Here is an 18,523-nt window from a genome sequence, read left to right as displayed (position 1 = left end):
GGTTCCCCCGAAGTACTGCATGCGGAAGGTTTCCGCACGCCGACCATAGTCCAGAGCCGGGGGCTTGACAATTCAATAATGTGATTGACGTCTCAAAACGAAAAGGCCGGTTTCTGGTTGGCGTGCCGTTGCCCGGGCGGGCGCCGACGCGCCCCCCATTCATGCTGTCGGCCGCAGTGCCTGCAGCAATCCGCGTGCCGCATTCAGCCGGCTGGCGGCATCGGGCAGCTCCAGCCGCACCCGCAGCTTGTCGGGGCCGTCCATCGCATAGTGCCTGGGTTGCGACTGGATCAGGCGGATCACCGTCATCGGGTCCACGTCCGGCTTGGGTTCGAACTGGATCCGGCCGCCGCCGGGGCCGAGTTCGAGCTTGCGGATGCCCAGGCGCGTGGCCTGCAACTTGAGCTCGGCGACCGCGAACAGGTGCCTGGCCGGATCCGGCAGCAGGCCGAAGCGGTCCACCATCTCCACCTGCAGCTCGCGCAGCTCGTCGGCGTCGCGCGCGGCGCTGATGCGCTTGTACAGGGTCAACCGCGCGTGCACGTCGGGCAGGTAGTCCTCCGGGATCAGCGCCGGCAGGTTGAGCGTGACCTCGGCGCCGTGGCGCTCGGTCCCGTCCACGTCCGGCAGCTTGCCGGCCTTGATCGAGCGCACTGCGCGCTCCAGCAGTTCGGTGTACAGGCTGAAGCCGACCTCGGCGATCTGCCCGCTCTGTTCCTCGCCCAGCAGCTCGCCCGCGCCGCGGATCTCCAGGTCGTGGGTGGCGAGGGTGAAGCCGGCGCCCAGCTCGTCCATCGAGGCGATCGCGTCCAGCCGCTTGCGCGCGTCGGCGGTGATGCTGCGGTCGTCCGGCACCACCAGGTAGGCGTAGGCGCGGTGGTGGGAGCGGCCGACCCGGCCGCGCAACTGGTGCAGCTGCGCCAGGCCGAAGCGGTCGGCGCGGTTGATGACGATGGTGTTGGCGTTGGGGATGTCAATGCCGGACTCGATGATGGTCGTGCACAGCAGCACGTTGAAGCGCTGCTTGTGGAAGTCGAGCATCACCTGCTCCAGCTCGCGCTCGGGCATCTGCCCGTGGGCGATGCCGATCCGCGCCTCCGGCACCAGCTCCTGCAGGTCGCGCTGCATGCGGCCGATGGTCTCGACGTCGTTGTGCAGGAAGTACACCTGGCCGCCGCGCGCCAGCTCGCGCTGGAACGCCTCGCGCAGCAGCGCCCCGTCCCACGGCGTGACGAAGGTCTGCACCGCCAGCCGGTGCGCGGGCGGGGTGGCGATGATGGACAGGTCGCGCAGCCCGGACAGGGCCATGTTGAGCGTGCGCGGGATCGGCGTGGCGGTGAGGGTGAGCAGGTGCACGTTGGCGCGCAGCGCCTTCAGCGCTTCCTTCTGGCGCACGCCGAAGCGCTGTTCCTCGTCCACGATCACCAGCCCCAGGTCCTTGAAGCGCACGTCCGGCTGCAGCAGCCGGTGGGTGCCGACGACCACGTCGAGCTTGCCCTCCGCCAGCCGCTGCAGCTCGGCCTCGATCTCCTTCCTGGTCTTGAACCGCGACAGCACCTCGACCCGGATCGGCCAGTCGGCGAAACGGTCGCGGAAGTTGCGGTAGTGCTGCTCGGCCAGCAGCGTGGTCGGCACCAGCACCGCGACCTGCTTGCCGGCGGTGGCGGCGACGAACGCGGCGCGCACCGCGACCTCGGTCTTGCCGAAGCCGACGTCGCCGCAGACCACGCGGTCCATCGGCTGCGAGGACGACAGGTCGCGGATCACCGCCTCGATCGCGGCGAGCTGGTCCGGCGTTTCCTCGAACGGGAACGCGGCCGCGAACGGCTCGTACAGGGCGCGGTCCAGTTGCAACGCGAGCCCGGCGCGGGCCTGCCGCCTGGCCTGGATCTCCAGCAGTTCGGCGGCGACGTCGCGCACCTTCTCCGCGGCCTTGCGCCTGGCCTTCTGCCACTGCTCGCCGCCCAGCGAGTGCAGCGGCGCGGTTTCCGGCGAGGCGCCGGAGTAGCGGCTGATCCGGTCGAGCTGCGCCACCGGCACGTACAGGCGGTCGCCCTTGGCGTATTCGATTTCGAGGTATTCGCCGGGAGTGCCGCCGGCCTCCAGCGTCACCAGGCCGCGGTAGCGGCCGACGCCATGGTCCTCGTGCACGATCGGCGCGCCTTCGGCGAGTTCGCCGAGGTCGCGGATGATCGCCTCCGGCTCGCGCCCCGCGCGCCGCCGGCGGCGCGGCTGCGCGGCGCGTTCGGGGAACAGCTGGCGCTCGGTGAGGACGACGAAGGCCGGCGCATCCGCCGCGAAGCCGTCGTCGAGCGGGGCCACGGCGATGGCGAAGCGGGCCGTCCCGGCGACGAACGCCGCCCAGTCCGCCAGCACCTCCGGCCGCAGCCCGGCCGCGTGCAGCACCTCCAGCAGCGCCTCGCGCCGACCGGCCGAATCGGCCGCCACCAGCACCCGGCCCGGGTAGCTGGACAGGAACGACTGCAAGGCCGCGGCCGGCGCCGCGTCCCGGGCCGCGAGCGGCAGGGTCGGCGCCGGTGGCAGGCCGAGCGCGTGCGCCTGCTCGCCGCGCGCGGCGTCGGCGCCGAGCACGTCCACACGCGCGATGCGGTTGAGCCGCTCGCGCAGCGCCTCCGGCGGCAGGTACAGCTCGGCCGGCGGCAGCAGCGGGCGTTCCAGGTCGTGGCGGCGCTGCTCGTAGCGTTCCTGGGTCTGCGCCCAGAAGGCGCCGGCGGCGTCGAGCGCGCCCTCGCCCAGCACCGGCAGCAGTGCCGCGTCGAGATAGTCGAACAGGGTCGCGGTCTGCTCGAAGAACAGCGGCAGGTAGTACTCGATCCCGGCCGGCGCCAGGCCGGCCTTGAGGTCCTGGTACAGCGCGCTGCGGCGCGCGTCTATGTCGAAGCGCTCGCGCAGCGCGTCGAGCGCGCGCTTCACCGCGGCCTCGTCGGTGGGCAGCTCGCGGCCGGGCAGCAGGCGCACCGCCTCCACCTTCTCCTGCGAGCGCTGCGTCTCCGGGTCGAAGGCGCGGATCGAATCGATCTCCTCGTCCAGCAGTTCGACCCGGTAGGGCGTGTCGGCGCCCATCGGGTACACGTCGAGCAGGCCGCCGCGCACCGCGAAGTCGCCCGGGTCGTACACCTGCGGCACGTGGCGGTAGCCGGCGGCGATCAGGCGCTGCTTCTCCGCCTCCAGGTCGAGCCGCTGGCCCACGCGCACGTCGAAGCTGCTGCCGACCACGTAGCGCACCGGCGCCAGCCGCTGCATCAGGGTCTGCACCGGCACCACCACGATCCCGCGCCGCAGCGACGGCAGCCGCAGCAGCGTGGCCAGGCGCTGGCTGACGATGTCCGGATGCGGGCTGAAGCGGTCGTAGGGCAGCGTCTCCCAGTCCGGGAAGTGCACGACCGGCAGGTCCGCGACGCCGGCGAGCAGGGTGCGCAGGTCGGATTCGAGCTGGTGCGCGGCGTGGTTGTCGCGCGCGACCGCGAGCACCGGCCCGGCGTGCGCCTGGGCGGCGCCGGCGATGGCGAAGGCAAGCCCGGACGCGGATGCCGGCGCGTGCCAGTAGGCGCGCTGCTGGCCGGGGCGGGGCAGGGGGGGAGCGGGGAAGGCGAAGGTGTCGGTCATCGGCACGCAAAACGACGGCAGCGCCGGAGGCGGCATGCCGCCCCCAGCGCGGGGCCGTCAGTTTACGCGAGCGGCGGTGCGCGCCGGCCTGCGTCCGGCGCCACCCTCACTTCGCGGCGGTCGCCGCCACGATGTCGCCCTTGGTCGAGGCGACGATCTCCAGCAGCTCGCGCGTCTCCCGCTCCGGCACCTTGTGCCTGGCCAGCACGTCCTTGAACAGCGCGACCATCCGCTTCCATTCGTGCTCGCTGATGTCCAGGTGCGCGTGCGCGTCCTTCATGTTCCGGCCCTGGTACTGACAGGGGCCGCCGGTGACCTGGCAGACCAGCGAGGTCACGTGGTACTTGAGGTACGGCGCGGGCACGCGCTGGCGCGCGGCGTCTATGGCCGGGTTCGCGTTCAGCACCGGATCGGGCACCAGCACGTCAATGAAGTCGCTGACCACGACCGAGATCGGCATCAGGCCGCCCAGGCGGTCGTACAGGGACTGCTGCGCGGGCTCGGCTTCGTCGCTGCGCTCGGCCTGCGCCTGCACTGCAGGCGCGAAGGCGAGGACGAGCGCGGCAAGCGCCGCGCGTGCGCGGTGGGACAGCGGACGCATACGGACCTCCTTCCCCTGGTTTGGGTTCACTTCTGTGCGCTATTCCGCCGTGACCGGATCGATCACGGCCTTCACTTCGGCAACCCGGTCGGCCGGGAAGCCGCCCTGGCGAGCGTGTTCGCGGACCAGATCCTCGCTGGGAGCGATGTACACGCAGTAGATCTTGTCGTCGGTGACGTAGCTGCGGTCCCACTGGATCCGCGGGCCGAGCGCGTCGAGCACGCGGCAGGACTTCTGCGAGATCGCGCGCAGTTGTTCCGCCGGCAGTTGGCCGGCGCCGGGCAGGTTGCGTTCGATGACGTAGCGGGGCATGGCCGGGGCTCCTCAGGGGCGTGCTTCGAGCACCAGGTTGAAGGGGGTCTCGGTGGCGCGGCGGAACCGGCCGAAGCCGGCCGCGATCATCACCTCGCGCAGACGCGCCTCGCCGGCCTGCGCGCCGAGCGCTAGCCCGTTGCGGGCCAGCGACACCGGCACGCAGATCTGCGAGGAGGCGCCGTAGTACACGCGGCCGACCGGATTGAGGTTGGCCTCCACGCTGTCGCCGGCGAAGGGCTCGACCAGCATGCAGGTGCCATCGGACGCCAGCGCGTCGCGCGCATGCCGGGCCGCGCCGACCGGATCGCCCATGTCGTGCAGGCAGTCGAAGAAGCAGATCAGGTCGAAGTCCGCCTCGTCGTAGCCGGTGGCGTCGGCGGTTTCGAAACGTGCGTTGTCCACGCCGGCCTCCCGCGCGCGCTGGCGCGCCACTTCGATGGACGGGCCGTGGTAGTCGTAGCCGACGAACTCCGAATCGGGGAACGCCCTGGCCATCAGCGTGGTGCTGGCGCCGTGGCCGCAGCCGACGTCGGCGACCTTGGCGCCGGCTTTCAGCTTCTCCACCACGCCCTCGAGCGCGGGCAGCCACTCGCCGAGCAGGTGCGCGTTGTAGCCGGCGCGGAAGAAGCGCTCGGTGCCGCGGAACAGGCACGGATGGTGCTCGCCCCATTCCATGCCCTTGCCGGTGCGGAAGTTCTCGAGGGTGCGTTCGAGCACGTGGAAGGTGTCCTGCACCACCTCGTAGGCGCCGGGCAGGTCCACCGGCCCGTCGGGGTCGGCCAGGCATAGCGCCTGGACTTCGTCGAGGCCGTAGCGGCCACTGGCGGGGTCGAAGCTCACGTAACCGCCGGCGGCCTGGTTGGCCAGCCATTCGCGCACGTAGCGCTCGTGCGTCCCCGTGCGCGCGGCGAGTTCGGCCGGCGTCAGCGGTTGTGCGGCGAGCGCCCGGTAGAACCCGAGCTTGTCGCCGACCAGCATCAGGGTGGAGGAAATGGCGGCGCCGAGATCGCCGACCGCCCGACCGAGGAATTCGTTGAGTCTTGCTTCGTCAATGGCCATTGCGCGACTCCGGGAGGAGGGCCCTTCCGTGGACGTGCGCGGCTCCGCCAGCCGCCGGCCCCCTTCCTGCGGAATACGTCCGCAATGCGCAGGGGCGGCATGCCGTTCGTCGGCAGCGCCCGGCACTCCGGATGCGGCGGCTCAGGCGGCCTCGGAGCGGTTGCGTTCCTGGGCCTCGCCGCCCAGCTCCAGCACCACCCGCACCAGGCCCGGCGTGCCGGTGTGCATGCGGCGGAAGCCCATGGATTCGGCCAGCGCCAGCATCGGCTGGTTGTGCTCGAGCACGTCGCCGTACAGGCGCTCGAGCTTGCGGCCCCGCGCCCAGCGCACCAGCCGGCGCATCAGGTGCCGGCCCAGGCCCATCCCGGCGATGTAGTGGCTGACCAGGATCGCGAACTCGGCCTCGCGCGGGTCGTCGCCGATCGCGACCCGGGCGACCGCGCCCACCAGCGCCTCCCCCGGCGGCAGCGGCTCGGCCGCGACCAGCGCGAATTCGCGCCGCGGGTCGGGCCGGGTCAGGCGCTCGGCCATCTCCGGCGTGAGTTCCTTCATCGTGTAGAGGAAGCGCTGCCGGATCTCCTCCGGATGCAGCAGGCCGAAGCCGGCGCGCAGCGGACCGGCGTCCTCGGGACGGATCGGGCGGATCAGCACCTCGCGGCCGTTGGCCAGGCGCAGCTGCTCATGCCAGGGCGGGAGACGGTTGCGGGCGGCCATGCGCGGAGCCTGCCACGGAGGAAGTGAAGCTAAGCTCTAGACGATGGACGAACATGTGCTGCGGCGGTTGACGGCCGGCTGGCCCGGGGTCGAGGCCGGCCTGAAGTGGGAGGACGACCTGGTCTTCACCGTGGCCGGGAAGATGTTCTGCGTGCTGTGCCTGCGCGGGCCGCAGGCCGGGGCCTTGAGCTTCAAGGTCGAGGACGGACGCTTCCTGGAACTGACCGGGCAGCCGGGGTTCGTGCCGGCCCCGTACCTGGCGCGGGCGAAGTGGGTGCAGGTGCCGGACCCCGCGCGGCTGCCCGCGGCCGAGCTGCGCGCGCTCGTCCGCCGCGCCTACGAGCTGGTGCGCGCCCGCCTGCCGAAGAAGCTGCAGCGTGAGCTCGCCGACTGAGCCGATGGCGGGGCCCCGCGCCGGGCCGCGCTTCGCCGAGGCGCTGCGGTTCTGGCACCGCCTGGGCTGGATCAACTTCGGCGGGCCGGCGGGGCAGATCGCGCTGATGCACGCCGAGCTGGTGGAGCGGCGGCGCTGGGTGGACGAGGCGACGTTCCTGCACGGGCTCAACTACTGCATGTTGCTGCCGGGGCCGGAGGCGATGCAGCTGGCCACCTACCTGGGCTGGCGCCTGCACGGCATTCGTGGCGGGGTCGCCGCGGGCGCGCTGTTCGTGCTGCCGGCGGCGCTGGTCATGGCGCTGCTGGGCTGGGTGTACATGCGTTTCGGCAGCGTGCCGGCGGTGGCGGCGGCGTTGGCCGGGGTGCAGGCGGCGGTGCTCGGGATCATCGCCCATGCGGTGCTGCGGATCGGGCGGCGGGTCATGCGGACCGCTTTCGCCGGTGCGCTGGCGCTGGCGGCGCTGCTGGCGATCGCGGCGGACGCGCCATTCCCGCTGGTGGTGGCCGGGGCGGCCCTGGCTGGGTTGGTGGTGTGGCGGTTGGCGCCGCGCTGGTTGCCGCAGGAGGCGGCGCACGGGGCGGTGGCGGAAGGGGCTGCGCGGGCCTTCGCGCTGCGCCCGGCGCTGCGTCATGCCGCAGGGGTGGCCGGTGTGTGCCTGCTGCTGTGGTGGCTGCCGCTGCTGGCGGTGCGCGTCTGGCTGGGCGGCGACAGCACGGCCTGGGCGATGGGGGTGTTCTTCAGCAAGGCCGCGCTGGTCACGCTCGGCGGGGCCTACGCGGTGCTGCCCTATGTCGCGCAGCAGGCGGTGGAGGTGCACGGCTGGTTGGCACCGGAGCAGATGCTGGTGGGGTTGGGGCTGGCCGAGTCCACGCCCGGGCCGTTGATCCTGGTGCTGGAGTTCGTGGGTTTCGTCGGGGGCTGGCAGCACCCGGATCTGGCGTCGCCGTTGGCCTCGGCGCTGTTGGGGGCGGGGGTGACGGTGTGGGCGACGTTCCTGCCGAGTTTCCTGTTCGTGTTGCCGGCGGCGCCCTGGATCGAGCGTCTGCGCGAGTGGCCGGCCGCCAGTGCGACGCTGGCGGCGATCACCGCCGCGGTGGTCGGGGTGATCGCGCATCTGGCGTTGTGGTTCGGCTGGCAGTTGCTGGCGCATCGCCCCTTGGCCGAAGGGGCGTTCGTGCTGGCGCTGGCGCTGCTGGCCTGGCTGGGACTGGCACGCTGGCGCTGGAACATCGTCGCGGTGGTGCTCGGCGCCGGCGCGCTCGGCGTGCTGGCGCAGGCGGGTGGGGTTGTTGGTTGAGCTGCCGTGTTCGGTTTGGGTGCGGTGGGCTTGGTCGTCCCGGGTCCGGTGCGCGGGGGGTGTCGCTCTCTGCTCGGTCAGGGACGCCGCTGCGCGGCTCTCCCGGCCCGGCGCAGCGCGCCGGGCGTTCGCCCAAGCCGCGCGGCAGTGCCGCGCGAGCGGCTTGGGCTCACCCTGTCCTGACTCGCGCGCGCGCCATCCATGGCGCGCTTGACGCGACACCCCCCGCCCGAAGCTGCTGACGTGCGCACGCGTACCGCGCATGCCGGCGCCCTGCTCGAAGCAGCCGACATGTGCACGCGCTGCAGGACAGGCCCGCCGCGCGCTGCGACGACGGAATCAGGCCGGTGCCGGTCCCGACGGTTTGCGCAGGCGGGCCAGGAACTTCATCGCGCCCAGCACCGCCACGCCGGCGAGGATGCCGACCAGCGCGTCGAACGACAGCGCCACCAGCCAGCCTGCGCTGCCGTGCGTGTACGGCTCGATCAGGTGGTGCAGCGCCGCGATCCCGTGCACGAGGATCCCGCCGCCGACCAGGAACATCGCGGCGGTGCCGGCGATCGAGAGCAGCTTCATCAGGTACGGCGCGGTGCGCAGGATCGCCTTGCCGAGCGCGCGCTTGGTCCGCGCCATCCCGCCCTCGCGTCCATTGCCGGCCAGCAGCAGCCCGAGATCGTCGAGCTTGACGATGCCGGCCACCAGCCCGTACACGCCCACCGTCATCAGCAGCGAGATCGCCACCAGCACCGACAGCTGGCGCGCGAAATCCGCCTGCGCCACCGTGCCCAGGGTGATGACGATGATCTCCGCCGAGAGGATGAAGTCGGTGCGGATCGCGCCTTTGATCTTGTCCTTCTCGAACGCGACCATGTCCACCTGCTCGTCGCTCACCGCCTGCAGCAACTCCGCGTGGCGGCGCGCGTCCTCCTTCGGCGAATGCAGGAACTTGTGTGCGAGCTTCTCCACGCCCTCGTAGCACAGGTACGCGCCGCCCACCATCAGCAACGGGATCACCGCCCACGGCGCGAACGCGCTGATCAGCAGCGCCGCCGGCACCAGGATCGCCTTGTTGACCAGCGACCCTTTGGCCACGGCCCACACCACCGGCAGCTCGCGGTCCGGATCGATGCCCGTCACCTGCTGCGCGTTCAGCGCCAGGTCGTCGCCGAGCACGCCGGCGGTCTTCTTGGTCGCGACCTTGGTCATCACCGACACGTCGTCGAGCAGCGTGGCGATGTCGTCGAGCAGGGCGAAGAGGCCGGAAGCCATGGCAGGGTGCGCAGGGAAGGGGGGCGGATTCTCGCACAGGCCCGGATGGCCGGCAGCCGCTGTTATCCTCACGCGCCTGCCGCCGACCGTCGCCGGTGCCGTCAATCCTCGACCCGCCGTCACGAATGCAGGAGCGCAGTGTGCTGAAAAGGATTTCGTCCCCCGCCGCGCAGGCCCGCGCCCCGTTCCGGCGCGATGCGGAGCCTGGCCGGGTGGCTGCAATGGCGCTCACCCTCTCGCTCCATGCGGTGTTCGTGGCCTGGCTCCTGCGGGAGCGGCCGGTGCCGGTGGACGATGGGCCGGAGGACACCGTCATCACCGTGACGTTCATCGCCCGTCCGTCCCCGGCGGCCAGGGTGACGAAGCCCCGAGTCCGTGTTGCGAGCCGCACATCGGTCGGCACGGCCACGCCGGGTGACGCGGCTGCATCCGTGAGTTCCGCACAGGCGCATTCCGTCCCCGTCGCGTCGGCAACACACCAGCGTGCGGAGGACACGCCAGCACCGCCGGCGCCGTTGAATGTGGTGATCGAGGAACCTGCCATGGACTTCCGGCAGGATCCGCTGAGGCGCCCCGATGGGCGCTGGGAAGCGAGCGAGCCGCGCATGCGGCTCACCCTGACCGACCGCTCGCTCGGCGGCCGTCTGCAGGCCATGCAGAGACGCCGCATGTGCGGCGATCTGCGTGCAGCCCTGTCGGCCAACCGCGGAAGCACCGAGGCAATCCTGGCCTCGATGGCGCGCCACGGCTGCCGAGGCTAGGCGCGGCTCGCGCCCGGCGATCGGAGAGGCTTGTCAGGCCGGCGGCCGCAGCCACTCCAGCCGGGCCTGGGCGTGCGCGTCCTCGCCGAGCGCGTCGCGCAGCGCTTGCAGCGCGGGCGCGACGTGTGCATCGAAGCGCCAGGGCGTGTTCAGCAGCAGCAGGCCGCTGCCGTTCATGCGCAGCGGCGAATCGTCGCGCCGCACCAGCAGCTCGGCGAGCAGCGCCGACTTCGCCGGCAGGGCGCCGGCGCCGCGGTAGAACGGCTGCAGCGCGCGGCGCAGCTTGATCGGGTACCACAGCGCGAACACGCCCTGCGGCCAGCGCGCCAGGCCTTCGCGCAGCGCGGCGAGGGCGTGGCCGAACTCCTCGAGCTGGGCCTCGTAGGGCGGATCCATCAGCACCAGTCCACGGCCGAAGCGGGTGGCGCCGGCCTTCGGCGGCAGCAGCGCCTTCAGCGCGGCATAGCCGTCGCGGCGGTGCACGGCCACGCGCGGATCGTGGGCGAAGGCGGCCTTCAGCGCTTCGGCTTCCTGTTCCTGCAGCTCGCAGCAGGCGATCCGGTCCTGCGCGCGCAGCGCGTGCGCGAGCAGCCATGGCGAGCCGGGGTAGGCCGCGGCGCCGTGCGCCTCGCGGCAGGCGGCGACCGCTTCGAGATAACGCCGCAGCAGCGGTTCGGCCGGCGGATCGGCGAGCAGGCGCGCCACGCCGCCGGCCGCCTCGCCGGTGCGCTGCGCGGCCTTGGCGTCGAGCGCGTACAGCCCGCTCCCGGCGTGGGTGTCCAGGGCGAAGCAGGGCGCGGGCTTGGCGGTCAGCGCGTCGCACAACGCCAGCAGCAGCACGTGCTTGAGCACGTCGGCGTGGTTGCCGGCATGGAAGGCATGGCGGTAGTTCATCGGCATAGGGTAGCCCGGCGGGCTGGTCTATCCTTGCCGCATCCGGACCGTGCCACCGCCATGCCGCGCATCCTGCTGGTCGAAGACGAAGCCGCGATCGCCGACGCCGTGGCCTTCGCCCTGCGTGGCGACGGGCACGAGGTGCTGCACTGCCTGACCGGCGGCGAGGCGCTGCGGGCGGCGCGCGCGCAGGCCTTCGACCTGGCCCTGCTCGACGTGGGCCTGCCCGATCTCAACGGCTTCGCCCTGTGCCGCGAGCTGCGCGCGCTGCGGGCGCTGCCGGTGATCTTCCTCACCGCGCAGTCGGCCGAGGCCGACCGCCTGCTCGGCTTCGACCTGGGCGCCGACGACTACGTGGCCAAGCCGTTCTCGCCGCGCGAGCTGCTGGCGCGGGTGCGGGTGGCGCTGCGCCGGATGCCGGGCGCGCCGGCGGCCGCGGCCGGCTTCGAGCACGATCCGGAGGCGCGGCGCATCCGCTACCGCGGCCGGCTGCTGGACCTGACCCGCTACGAGTACGGCCTGCTCGCCGCGCTGCTGGCGCGGCCCGGCGCGGTGCTCTCGCGCGCGCAGCTGATGGACCGGGTCTGGGGCGACGCCCCCGACAGCGGCGACCGCACCGTGGACACCCACATCAAGACCCTGCGCGCCAAGCTGCGCGAGGTGGATCCCGCGGCCGACCCGATCCGCACCCACCGCGGCCTGGGCTACTCGCTCGAGCCATGACCCGGTGCCCGGCATGAACATCGCGCTGCGCATCTTCCTGGGCTATTTCCTGATCGTGGCGCTGGCCGCGCTGCTGCTGGCGCAGGTGTTCGTGGCCCAGGTCAAGCCGGGCGTGCGCCAGGCGATGGAGGACACCCTGGTGGACACCGCCAACCTGCTGGCGGAACTGGCCGCCGACGACCTGCGCGCCGGGCGCATCGCCGACGGCCAGTTCGCGCGCGCGGTGCGGGCGGTGCGCGAGCGCGACTTCGGCGCCAGCATCTGGGGCTTTTCCAGGCGCGAACACCGCACCCGGATCTACGTCACCGACGCACGCGGGATCGTGGTCTTCGACAGCGAAGGGCGCGACGTCGGCAAGGACTACTCGCGCTGGAACGACGTGTACCTGACCCTGCGCGGGCGCTACGGCGCGCGCTCCACCCGCAGCGACCCGGCCGACGAGACCTCCACCGTGATGCACGTGGCCGCGCCGGTCCGCGACGGCGACCGCATCGTCGGAGTGCTGACCGTGGCCCGTCCGAACCGCACCCTGGCGCCGTTCATCGCCCGCAGCCAGGCGATCGTCACGCGCTGGGGCTTCGTGCTGATGGGCAGCGCGCTGCTGATCGGTATCGGCGTGGCCTGGTGGCTGTCGCGGCAGTTGCGGCGGCTGCAGCGCTACGCGCAGGCGGCGACCGCCGGCGAACGCGCGCCGTTGCCGGCGATGGCCGGGGAGTTCGGCGAGCTCGGGCGGGCGCTGGACACCATGCGCACCCGGCTCGAGGGCAAGCAGTACGTGGAGCAGTACGTGCACACCCTCACCCACGAGATGAAGGGTCCGCTGGCTGCGATCCGTGCCGGCGCCGAGCTGCTGGAGGAGCCGGTGGCGAACGACATGGGCGAGGCCGACCGGCGCCGCTTCGCCGCCAGCATCCGCGCCCAGAGCGAACGTCTGGCGCTGATGATCGACAAGCTGCTGGCGCTGGCCGAAGTCGAGCATCGCCGCAGGCTCGACCATCCGGAGCGCGTGCCGCTCACGGCACTGTTGCAGGACGTGGCCGCGCAGGCGCAACCGCGGCTGGTGCTGGCCGGGCTGGACCTGGCGCTGGCGCCGCCGGAGGCGGACGCGGCGGTGCAGGGCGATCCGTTCCTGCTGCGCCAGGCGCTGGCCAACCTGGTCGAGAACGCGCTGGACTTCGCCCCGCGTGGCAGCACCATCGAACTGGCCGCGCACCGCGAGCACGGGCAGTGGGCGATCGAGGTCGCCGATCGCGGCCCCGGCATCCCGGACTACGCCCGGCCGCGGGTGTTCGAACGTTTCTACTCGCTGCCGCGGCCCGAGGGCGGCAGCCGCAGCAGCGGCCTGGGGCTGACCTTCGTGGCCGAGGTCGCGGCGCTGCACGGCGGCAGCGCCGAGCTGCACAACCGCGACGGCGGCGGCGCGCGGGCGGTGCTGCGCCTGCCGGCGGCCTGAGCCCGCGGCCCCGCGCACTTCACCCTCGCTTCACCGACGCCCCATCGTCCCGCCATCCGCGCGGCGCAGCCTGTGGCCGGTTCCACAGACAGGAGCGTGTGCCATGCGATGGGGGCTGAAAGGGGGGGTGGTGTTCTTCCTCACCGTGCTGATCCTGATCCCGCTGGGGATGGTCAACGGGCTGATCGCCGAGCGCGAGCGTTACCGCCGGGAGGCGGTGGCCAGCGTGGCGCGCAGCCATGCCGGCGCGCAGGCGGTGATCGGCCCGGTGCTGGTGGTGCCGTACACCGAGACGGTGGAAGTGGAGGAGGCCGACGCCCGCGGCGAACCGCGCCGGGTGCTGCGCGAGCGCAGCGGGCAGTGGACGTACTTCCCCGAGGTGCTGGTGCTCGAAGGCCGGCTGACGCCCGGCACCCGCAAGCGCGGCCTGCACGAGGTGCGGGTGTACGAACTGCAGGGGCAGCTCTCGGCGCGGTTCGATGCCGCGATCCCCGCCGACGCCGACCCGTTGCGGCCACGGCGGATCGGCCAGCCGTGGCTGGGCTATGGCTTCGCCGACGTGCGCGGGCTGACGGGCGCGCCGCGCCTGCAGGTCAACGGCATGGCGGCGACGCTGGAACAGGGCCTCGGGAGCCGAGAAGGCGGAGGCATCCACGCGCGGCTGGCGGCGCCGCGGGCCGGCGAACGGCTGGCGCTGGATGCACGCCTCGCATTCGCGCTCGGCGGCACCGAATCGCTGGCGGTGGTGCCGCTGGCGCGCGCCAACACGGTGCGCCTGCAATCGGCCTGGCCGCATCCGTCGTTCGGCGGCAGCTTCCTGCCGCGCACGCGCCGGGTCGGCGCGGACGGGTTCCGCGCCGAGTGGGAAGTGTCCTCGCTCGCCACCACCGCGCAGGCGCAGTACCGCGCCGGCGTGACTGCGGTGACGCCGGTGGACGGAGAGCGGGCCTTCGCCCCCCAGGGCGCGCCGGCCGCGCTCGATGCGCTCGGGGTCTCGCTCGTGGATCCGGTGGACGTCTATGCGCAGGCCGATCGCGCCAGCAAGTACGGCCTGTTGTTCATCGTCCTCACCTTCACCGGGTTCTTCCTGTTCGAGCTGATCCGGCGCCAGCCGATCCACCCGATCCAGTACGGCCTGGTGGGGCTGGCGCTGGCGATCTTCTTCCTGCTGCTGCTGGGGCTGAGCGAGCACATCGCCTTCGGCCTGGCCTATCTGGCCGCGGCCGCGGCATGCATCGGCCTGCTCGGCTTCTACCTCGCGCACGTGCTGCACAGCCGCGCGCGCGGCCTGGCCTTCGCTGCGATGCTGGGCGCGCTGTACGCGGCGCTGTACGGCCTGCTGGTGTCGGAGGACAACGCGCTGGTGCTCGGCTCGGGCCTGCTGTTCGCGATCCTGGCTGCGGTGATGATCGTGACCCGCAAGGTGGACTGGTACCGGCTCGGGCAGGCGCGCGAGGCCCTGTGATCCGCCCCCGGCGGCGGCCGATCGCCGGTCGCCGCCGGTGCTAGAATCCCTGCCATGGACATTCGCGTGCAGCGCTTCACCGGACCGGCGGTCGGCCGGCACCTCGACGACGTGGCGCGCCTGCGCATCGCCGTGTTCCGCGACTGGCCCTACCTCTACGACGGCGACCTGGACTACGAGCGCGATTACCTGCGCGCCTACGCCCGTTCGCCCGAGAGCGTGTTCGTGCTCGCCTTCGACGGCGGGCGCGTGGTCGGAGCCTCCACCGGCATTCCGCTCGCGGACGACACGCCCGCGTTCCAGGCCCCGTTCCTGGAGCGCGGGATCGCGGTCGAGTCGGTGTTCTACTTCGACGAGTCGGTGCTGCTGCCCGAGTACCGCGGCCGCCGCCTCGGCCACGCCTTCTTCGACGAGCGCGAGGCGCATGCGCGCGCGCTCGGCCGCTTCCGCTGGACCGCGTTCTGCGCCGTGGACCGCGACGAGCACGACCCGCGGCGCCCGTCCGTGTACCGCCCGAACGACGCCTTCTGGCACAAGCGCGGCTATGTGCGCCAGCCCGGCATGACCATGCGCCTGGCGTGGAAGGAACTCGGCATGGGCGAAGTTGAGCACGCGCTCACCTTCTGGCTGCGTCCGCTGGAGCCGGTGGGGTGAAGGTCGCGGTCTGCAAGTACCCGGTCGGCGCGCCGGGCGATTTCGAGCAGTTCGCGCGCAAGCAGCGCGAGCTGCTGGGCCAGGCCGCGCGCGCCGGCGCGCGCATCGCGGTGCTGCCGGAATACCTCTCGCTCGAACTCGGCGCGACGTTCGCACCGGCGGTCGCCGGCGACCTGCACGCCTCGCTCGCCGCGATCCAGCGCTACCGCGAGCCGTGGTGCGCGTTGTTCTCCGCCATCGCCCGCGAGACCGGCATGCACGTGGTCGCCGGCACCTTCCTGCTCGCCCGCGATGCCGGCCGCTACCGCAACCGCTGCGACTGGTTCGCGCCCGACGGCGCGCACGTCTGGCAGGACAAGCTGCAGCTGACCGGCTTCGAGAAGGGCGCCGGCGTGATCGAGGGCGGCGATGCGCTCAAGACCTTCGACGCCGGCGGCCTGCGTGCGGGCGTGGCGGTCTGCTACGACATCGAGTTCCCGCTGCCGGTGCGCGCGCAGTGCGAGGCCGGCGCGCGATTGCTGCTAGTGCCGAGCTGCACCGACACCGAGGCCGGCGCGACCCGGGTGCGGGTGGGCTGCCTGGCGCGCGCGCTGGAGAACCGCTGCTACGTCGCGCAGGCGGTGACCGCGGGCGAGGCGCCGTGGAGCCCCGCGCTCGACGCCAACACCGGCGAGGCCGCGCTGTACGCGCCGATGGACACGGGCCTGCCCGCCGATGGCGTGCTCGCTGCCACCCGCGGCGACGCGACCTGGGCGATCGCCGAACTCGACTTCGACCACCTCGAAGCCACCCGCGCCAGCGCCCAGGTCGCCAACGACCGCGACTGGCCCGGGCAGCTGCGTCCGAGCCTGCTTCGGGCCAGGGTCGAAAGCCTGTGAAGCGTTTTTGCCACGGATTCACACGGATGGGCACGGATAAGGCTTTCCAAATCTTGTTTCGTGCTTGATCCGCGTCTTTCCGCGCAAATCCGCGTCCAAAGGCTTTTCAAATCCGATCCTGCTCCATCCGTGTCCATCCGTGTGAATCCGTGGCCAAAGCGCCTCTTCACTCGAACAGCGCGACCCCCGGCACCAGCCACAGCGACAGGCCGGCGAGGGCGGCGCCGATCGCGGTCGCAGCGAGCACGTCGCTGGGGTAGTGCAGGCCCAGCACCACGCGCGAGGCGGCGACGCTGGCGGTGAACGGGACCAGCAGCCAGGCCAGGGCCGGGTAGTGGGCGAGCGCGACCAGGGTGAAGGCCACCGCGTGCAGGGTGTGGCCGGAGGGGAAGCTGAACTCGTCCAGCGGCGCCACCCAGGCGCGGATGCGCGCGTCCGCCGCGAACGGCCGCGGGCGCCGGGTCCAGCGCTTGAGCGCCTTGTACAGCGCGAGCGCGACCGCGCCGGTGGCGGCCAGATGGGCCGCGGCGAACAGTCCGGCGCGCCCGTCCAACAGCACCAGCGCCGCCATCAGCGCATACCAGGCCATGCCGTCGCCCAGGCGGCTGACCACGGCGAAGAACCGCCGCGTGCCTGCGCGCGCGCACAGGTGGTTGCCGCGCCGGCACCATTCCGCCTCCCCGGCCGCCAGCCAGGCGCGGCCGCCGGCCTCACGCCACGATCGCGAAGACATCGGGCCTCCTCCCGGCCGCGAGCGCGGCCAGCACTGCATCGAAATCCGCCGCGACCTGCGCCGGCCGCAGTCCCGCCACCGCCTCGCGCGCGACCACGCGCATGCATCCGCGCAGGACGTCGTCGGCGGCGATGCGCACGGCTGCGGCGACGAAGCCGTCTTCGTCGCCGTCGGCCACCGTTGCCCCGTGCAGGCCGTCGCGCAAGTGCTCGCGCGCCGCGCCGTAGTCGAACGCCACCGTCGGCACGCTGCAGGCGAGTGCTTCCAGGGTCACGTTGCCGAAGGTCTCGCTGCGGCTCGGGAACAGGAACAGGTCGGCGCTGGCGAAGTGCCGCGCCAATGCTTCGCCGCGTTGCACGCCGCAGAACACGAAGTCCGGGTGCTCGCGCCGCAGCCGCGGGGTCTCCGGTCCGTCGCCGACCCAGACGAAGCGCGCCTCCGGCCGCTGCCGCTGCAGCGCGCGGAAGGCGCGCACCGCCAGGTCCAGGTTCTTTTCCGCCGCGATGCGGCCGACATGGATCACCGCCAGGCCGTCGTCGCCCACGCCCCAGTCACGGCGCAGCTGCGGGCAGCGCTTGCGCGGGTGGAACAGGGTGGTGTCCACCGCGCGCGGCAGCCGCACGGGATGGGCGAAGCCGCGTTCGTGCAGGAACTCCATCAGTTCGCGGGTCGGCACCAGCGTGGCCTGCGCGCCGTTGTGGAAGCGGCGCATCCAGCGCAGCGCCAGGGGCTCGAGGAAGCGCACGCCGTAGTCGCGCATGTAGGCGTCGAAACGGGTGTGGAAGCCGGTGGCCGCGGGAATGCCGAGCTGCCGCGCCGCGCGCAGCGCCGACCAGCCGAGCGGCCCTTCGGTGGCCACGTACACCGCATCGGGCCGTGCCTGCCGCCACAGCGCGCGCAGGCGTCGCGCCGCCGGCAGGCCGAACTTGAGCCCCGGATATCGCGGCAGCGCGGCGCCGCGCGCCAGCACCGTCCCGGGTTCGGCGGGAATGCGGGTTTCGTGGTCCTGCCGCGGCCGCACTACCTGCACCGCATGCCCGCGCGCCTGCAGGCCGCTGGCCAGGCCGTGCACGGTCAACGCCACGCCGTTGATCTCGGGCGGCCAGGTCTCGGTCACGATCGCATAACGCATGCGCGGCCCTCCGTCGCATGCGCAGCCTGGCCACGCGGCATGAAGCGCGCATGGCAGGAACATGACGGGGCGGTGACGCCCGGCTTCGCTCCGTCCCTGGAAAGGCTGTTTCAGCCACGGATTGACACGGATGAACGCGGATGAGGCTTTCCAGGGGATCCCTGGGCAACCTGATTCCCGTCATCCCGGCTTGCGCCAGGATGACGACCGGCTCAGGTCTTCCACAAGAAGAATCCGCGTTTATCCGTGGTGGATTCAATTGGTCATCGCAACGGTAGCCTAACTGCCCCCTTGGGGGGAGGTACCGATGGCACGACGTGGACGACCGGGGCTGCCCGATGGGGTGAGGCAGCAAGTGTGGCTGCTTTGGAAGCAGGGCCGGCCCGCCAGTGAGATTGGGCGGGCGCTGGGCTGCAAGGCGGCAGCGGTGCGTGGCGTATTGGCGGCGCACGGCGGGATCGCCCCTGCGGTGCGCATACGCCATGCCGCAGGCTTGACGCTGGCCGAGCGGGAAGAGGTTTCGCGTGGGCTGGCGGCCGGGTGGTCGTATC

Annotated in this window: 17 protein-coding genes and 1 pseudogene; 9 read left to right on the top strand and 9 right to left on the bottom strand. The window is 72.5% G+C overall.

All coding sequences use genetic code 11. The annotated features are described in order from the left end of the window. Positions 1 to 159 precede the first annotated feature (159 nt). The 5 genes from mfd to FPV26_RS05750 all read right to left on the bottom strand — a co-directional run bounded on the left by mfd (position 160) and on the right by FPV26_RS05750 (position 6,316). Entirely contained in the window at positions 160 to 3,627 is a 3,468-nt protein-coding gene (gene mfd, locus FPV26_RS05770; protein WP_147652765.1) for a transcription-repair coupling factor, read from the bottom strand. Positions 3,628 to 3,733: 106 nt separating this feature from the next. Next, positions 3,734 to 4,228, bottom strand: coding sequence for a group I truncated hemoglobin (locus FPV26_RS05765; RefSeq protein WP_147652764.1), 495 nt, complete (start codon positions 4,226 to 4,228; stop codon positions 3,734 to 3,736). Positions 4,229 to 4,267: 39 nt separating this feature from the next. Further along, positions 4,268 to 4,540 (bottom strand): DUF4242 domain-containing protein, encoded by a 273-nt coding sequence (locus FPV26_RS05760; RefSeq protein ID WP_147652763.1) that lies wholly within the window; start codon positions 4,538 to 4,540, stop codon positions 4,268 to 4,270. Between the two features lie 12 nt (positions 4,541 to 4,552). After that, the gene (locus FPV26_RS05755) at positions 4,553 to 5,602 is read right to left on the bottom strand and encodes a class I SAM-dependent methyltransferase (RefSeq protein ID WP_147652762.1); all 1,050 of its coding nucleotides are present in this window, start codon (positions 5,600 to 5,602) and stop codon (positions 4,553 to 4,555) included. Between the two features lie 141 nt (positions 5,603 to 5,743). Continuing rightward, the gene (locus FPV26_RS05750; RefSeq protein WP_147652761.1) at positions 5,744 to 6,316 is read right to left on the bottom strand and encodes a GNAT family N-acetyltransferase; all 573 of its coding nucleotides are present in this window, start codon (positions 6,314 to 6,316) and stop codon (positions 5,744 to 5,746) included. A 43-nt stretch (positions 6,317 to 6,359) separates the two neighbouring features. Here FPV26_RS05750 and FPV26_RS05745 point away from each other — a divergent pair, with 43 nt between their 5' ends. Together FPV26_RS05745 and chrA are read left to right on the top strand one after the other, a co-directional pair. Next, positions 6,360 to 6,710 (top strand): MmcQ/YjbR family DNA-binding protein, encoded by a 351-nt coding sequence (locus FPV26_RS05745; RefSeq protein ID WP_147652760.1) that lies wholly within the window; start codon positions 6,360 to 6,362, stop codon positions 6,708 to 6,710. A 4-nt stretch (positions 6,711 to 6,714) separates the two neighbouring features. Further along, entirely contained in the window at positions 6,715 to 8,010 is a 1,296-nt protein-coding gene (chrA, locus tag FPV26_RS05740) for a chromate efflux transporter (RefSeq protein WP_147652868.1), read from the top strand. A 339-nt stretch (positions 8,011 to 8,349) separates the two neighbouring features. On the opposite strand, the gene FPV26_RS05735 is transcribed toward chrA, so the two are convergent. Next, positions 8,350 to 9,279 carry a DUF808 domain-containing protein gene (locus tag FPV26_RS05735; protein ID WP_147652759.1) on the bottom strand — a complete coding sequence of 310 codons (930 nt, stop codon included), beginning with the start codon at positions 9,277 to 9,279 and terminating at the stop codon, positions 8,350 to 8,352. A gap of 221 nt (positions 9,280 to 9,500) precedes the next feature. Here FPV26_RS05735 and FPV26_RS05730 point away from each other — a divergent pair, with 221 nt between their 5' ends. After that, positions 9,501 to 10,040, top strand: a complete 540-nt coding sequence (locus tag FPV26_RS05730) for a hypothetical protein (RefSeq protein WP_147652758.1) — start codon at positions 9,501 to 9,503, stop codon at positions 10,038 to 10,040. A 33-nt stretch (positions 10,041 to 10,073) separates the two neighbouring features. Here FPV26_RS05730 and FPV26_RS05725 read toward each other — a convergent pair whose 3' ends face one another. Continuing rightward, complete coding sequence (locus FPV26_RS05725; protein WP_147652757.1) at positions 10,074 to 10,934, bottom strand: 23S rRNA (adenine(2030)-N(6))-methyltransferase RlmJ; 861 nt, start codon at positions 10,932 to 10,934, stop codon at positions 10,074 to 10,076. Positions 10,935 to 10,994: 60 nt separating this feature from the next. Between FPV26_RS05725 and creB the strand changes: the two genes are divergently transcribed. The 5 genes from creB (at position 10,995) to FPV26_RS05700 (ending at position 16,107) form a co-directional block, all read left to right on the top strand. Beyond that, positions 10,995 to 11,657, top strand: a complete 663-nt coding sequence (creB, locus tag FPV26_RS05720; RefSeq protein ID WP_147652756.1) for a two-component system response regulator CreB — start codon at positions 10,995 to 10,997, stop codon at positions 11,655 to 11,657. Between the two features lie 13 nt (positions 11,658 to 11,670). Further along, complete coding sequence (gene creC / locus FPV26_RS05715; protein WP_147652755.1) at positions 11,671 to 13,110, top strand: two-component system sensor histidine kinase CreC; 1,440 nt, start codon at positions 11,671 to 11,673, stop codon at positions 13,108 to 13,110. Between the two features lie 103 nt (positions 13,111 to 13,213). Then, positions 13,214 to 14,575 carry a cell envelope integrity protein CreD gene (gene creD / locus FPV26_RS05710; protein ID WP_147652754.1) on the top strand — a complete coding sequence of 454 codons (1,362 nt, stop codon included), beginning with the start codon at positions 13,214 to 13,216 and terminating at the stop codon, positions 14,573 to 14,575. 54 nt (positions 14,576 to 14,629) lie between these two features. Continuing rightward, positions 14,630 to 15,229 carry a GNAT family N-acetyltransferase gene (locus tag FPV26_RS05705; RefSeq protein WP_147652753.1) on the top strand — a complete coding sequence of 200 codons (600 nt, stop codon included), beginning with the start codon at positions 14,630 to 14,632 and terminating at the stop codon, positions 15,227 to 15,229. Further along, positions 15,226 to 16,107, top strand: coding sequence for a carbon-nitrogen hydrolase family protein (locus FPV26_RS05700; protein WP_147652752.1), 882 nt, complete (start codon positions 15,226 to 15,228; stop codon positions 16,105 to 16,107). Before FPV26_RS05705 ends, FPV26_RS05700 begins: the two co-directional genes overlap by 4 nt. 166 nt (positions 16,108 to 16,273) lie before the next feature. On the opposite strand, the gene FPV26_RS05695 is transcribed toward FPV26_RS05700, so the two are convergent. Together FPV26_RS05695 and FPV26_RS05690 are read right to left on the bottom strand one after the other, a co-directional pair. Then, the gene (locus tag FPV26_RS05695) at positions 16,274 to 16,840 is read right to left on the bottom strand and encodes a phosphatase PAP2 family protein (RefSeq protein ID WP_147652751.1); all 567 of its coding nucleotides are present in this window, start codon (positions 16,838 to 16,840) and stop codon (positions 16,274 to 16,276) included. Beyond that, positions 16,818 to 17,972 (bottom strand): glycosyltransferase family 4 protein, encoded by a 1,155-nt coding sequence (locus FPV26_RS05690; RefSeq protein ID WP_147652750.1) that lies wholly within the window; start codon positions 17,970 to 17,972, stop codon positions 16,818 to 16,820. The genes FPV26_RS05695 and FPV26_RS05690 overlap by 23 nt, the downstream gene beginning before the upstream one ends. Before the next feature lie 355 nt (positions 17,973 to 18,327). Here FPV26_RS05690 and FPV26_RS12745 point away from each other — a divergent pair. Continuing rightward, positions 18,328 to 18,523, top strand: a pseudogene (locus tag FPV26_RS12745) (IS30 family transposase); the annotation flags it as partial.

It is taken from the genome of Vulcaniibacterium gelatinicum (assembly GCF_008033445.1).
Lineage (GTDB): Bacteria > Pseudomonadota > Gammaproteobacteria > Xanthomonadales > Xanthomonadaceae > Vulcaniibacterium_B > Vulcaniibacterium_B gelatinicum.
This window is presented reverse-complemented; position numbering and strand designations above follow the sequence as displayed.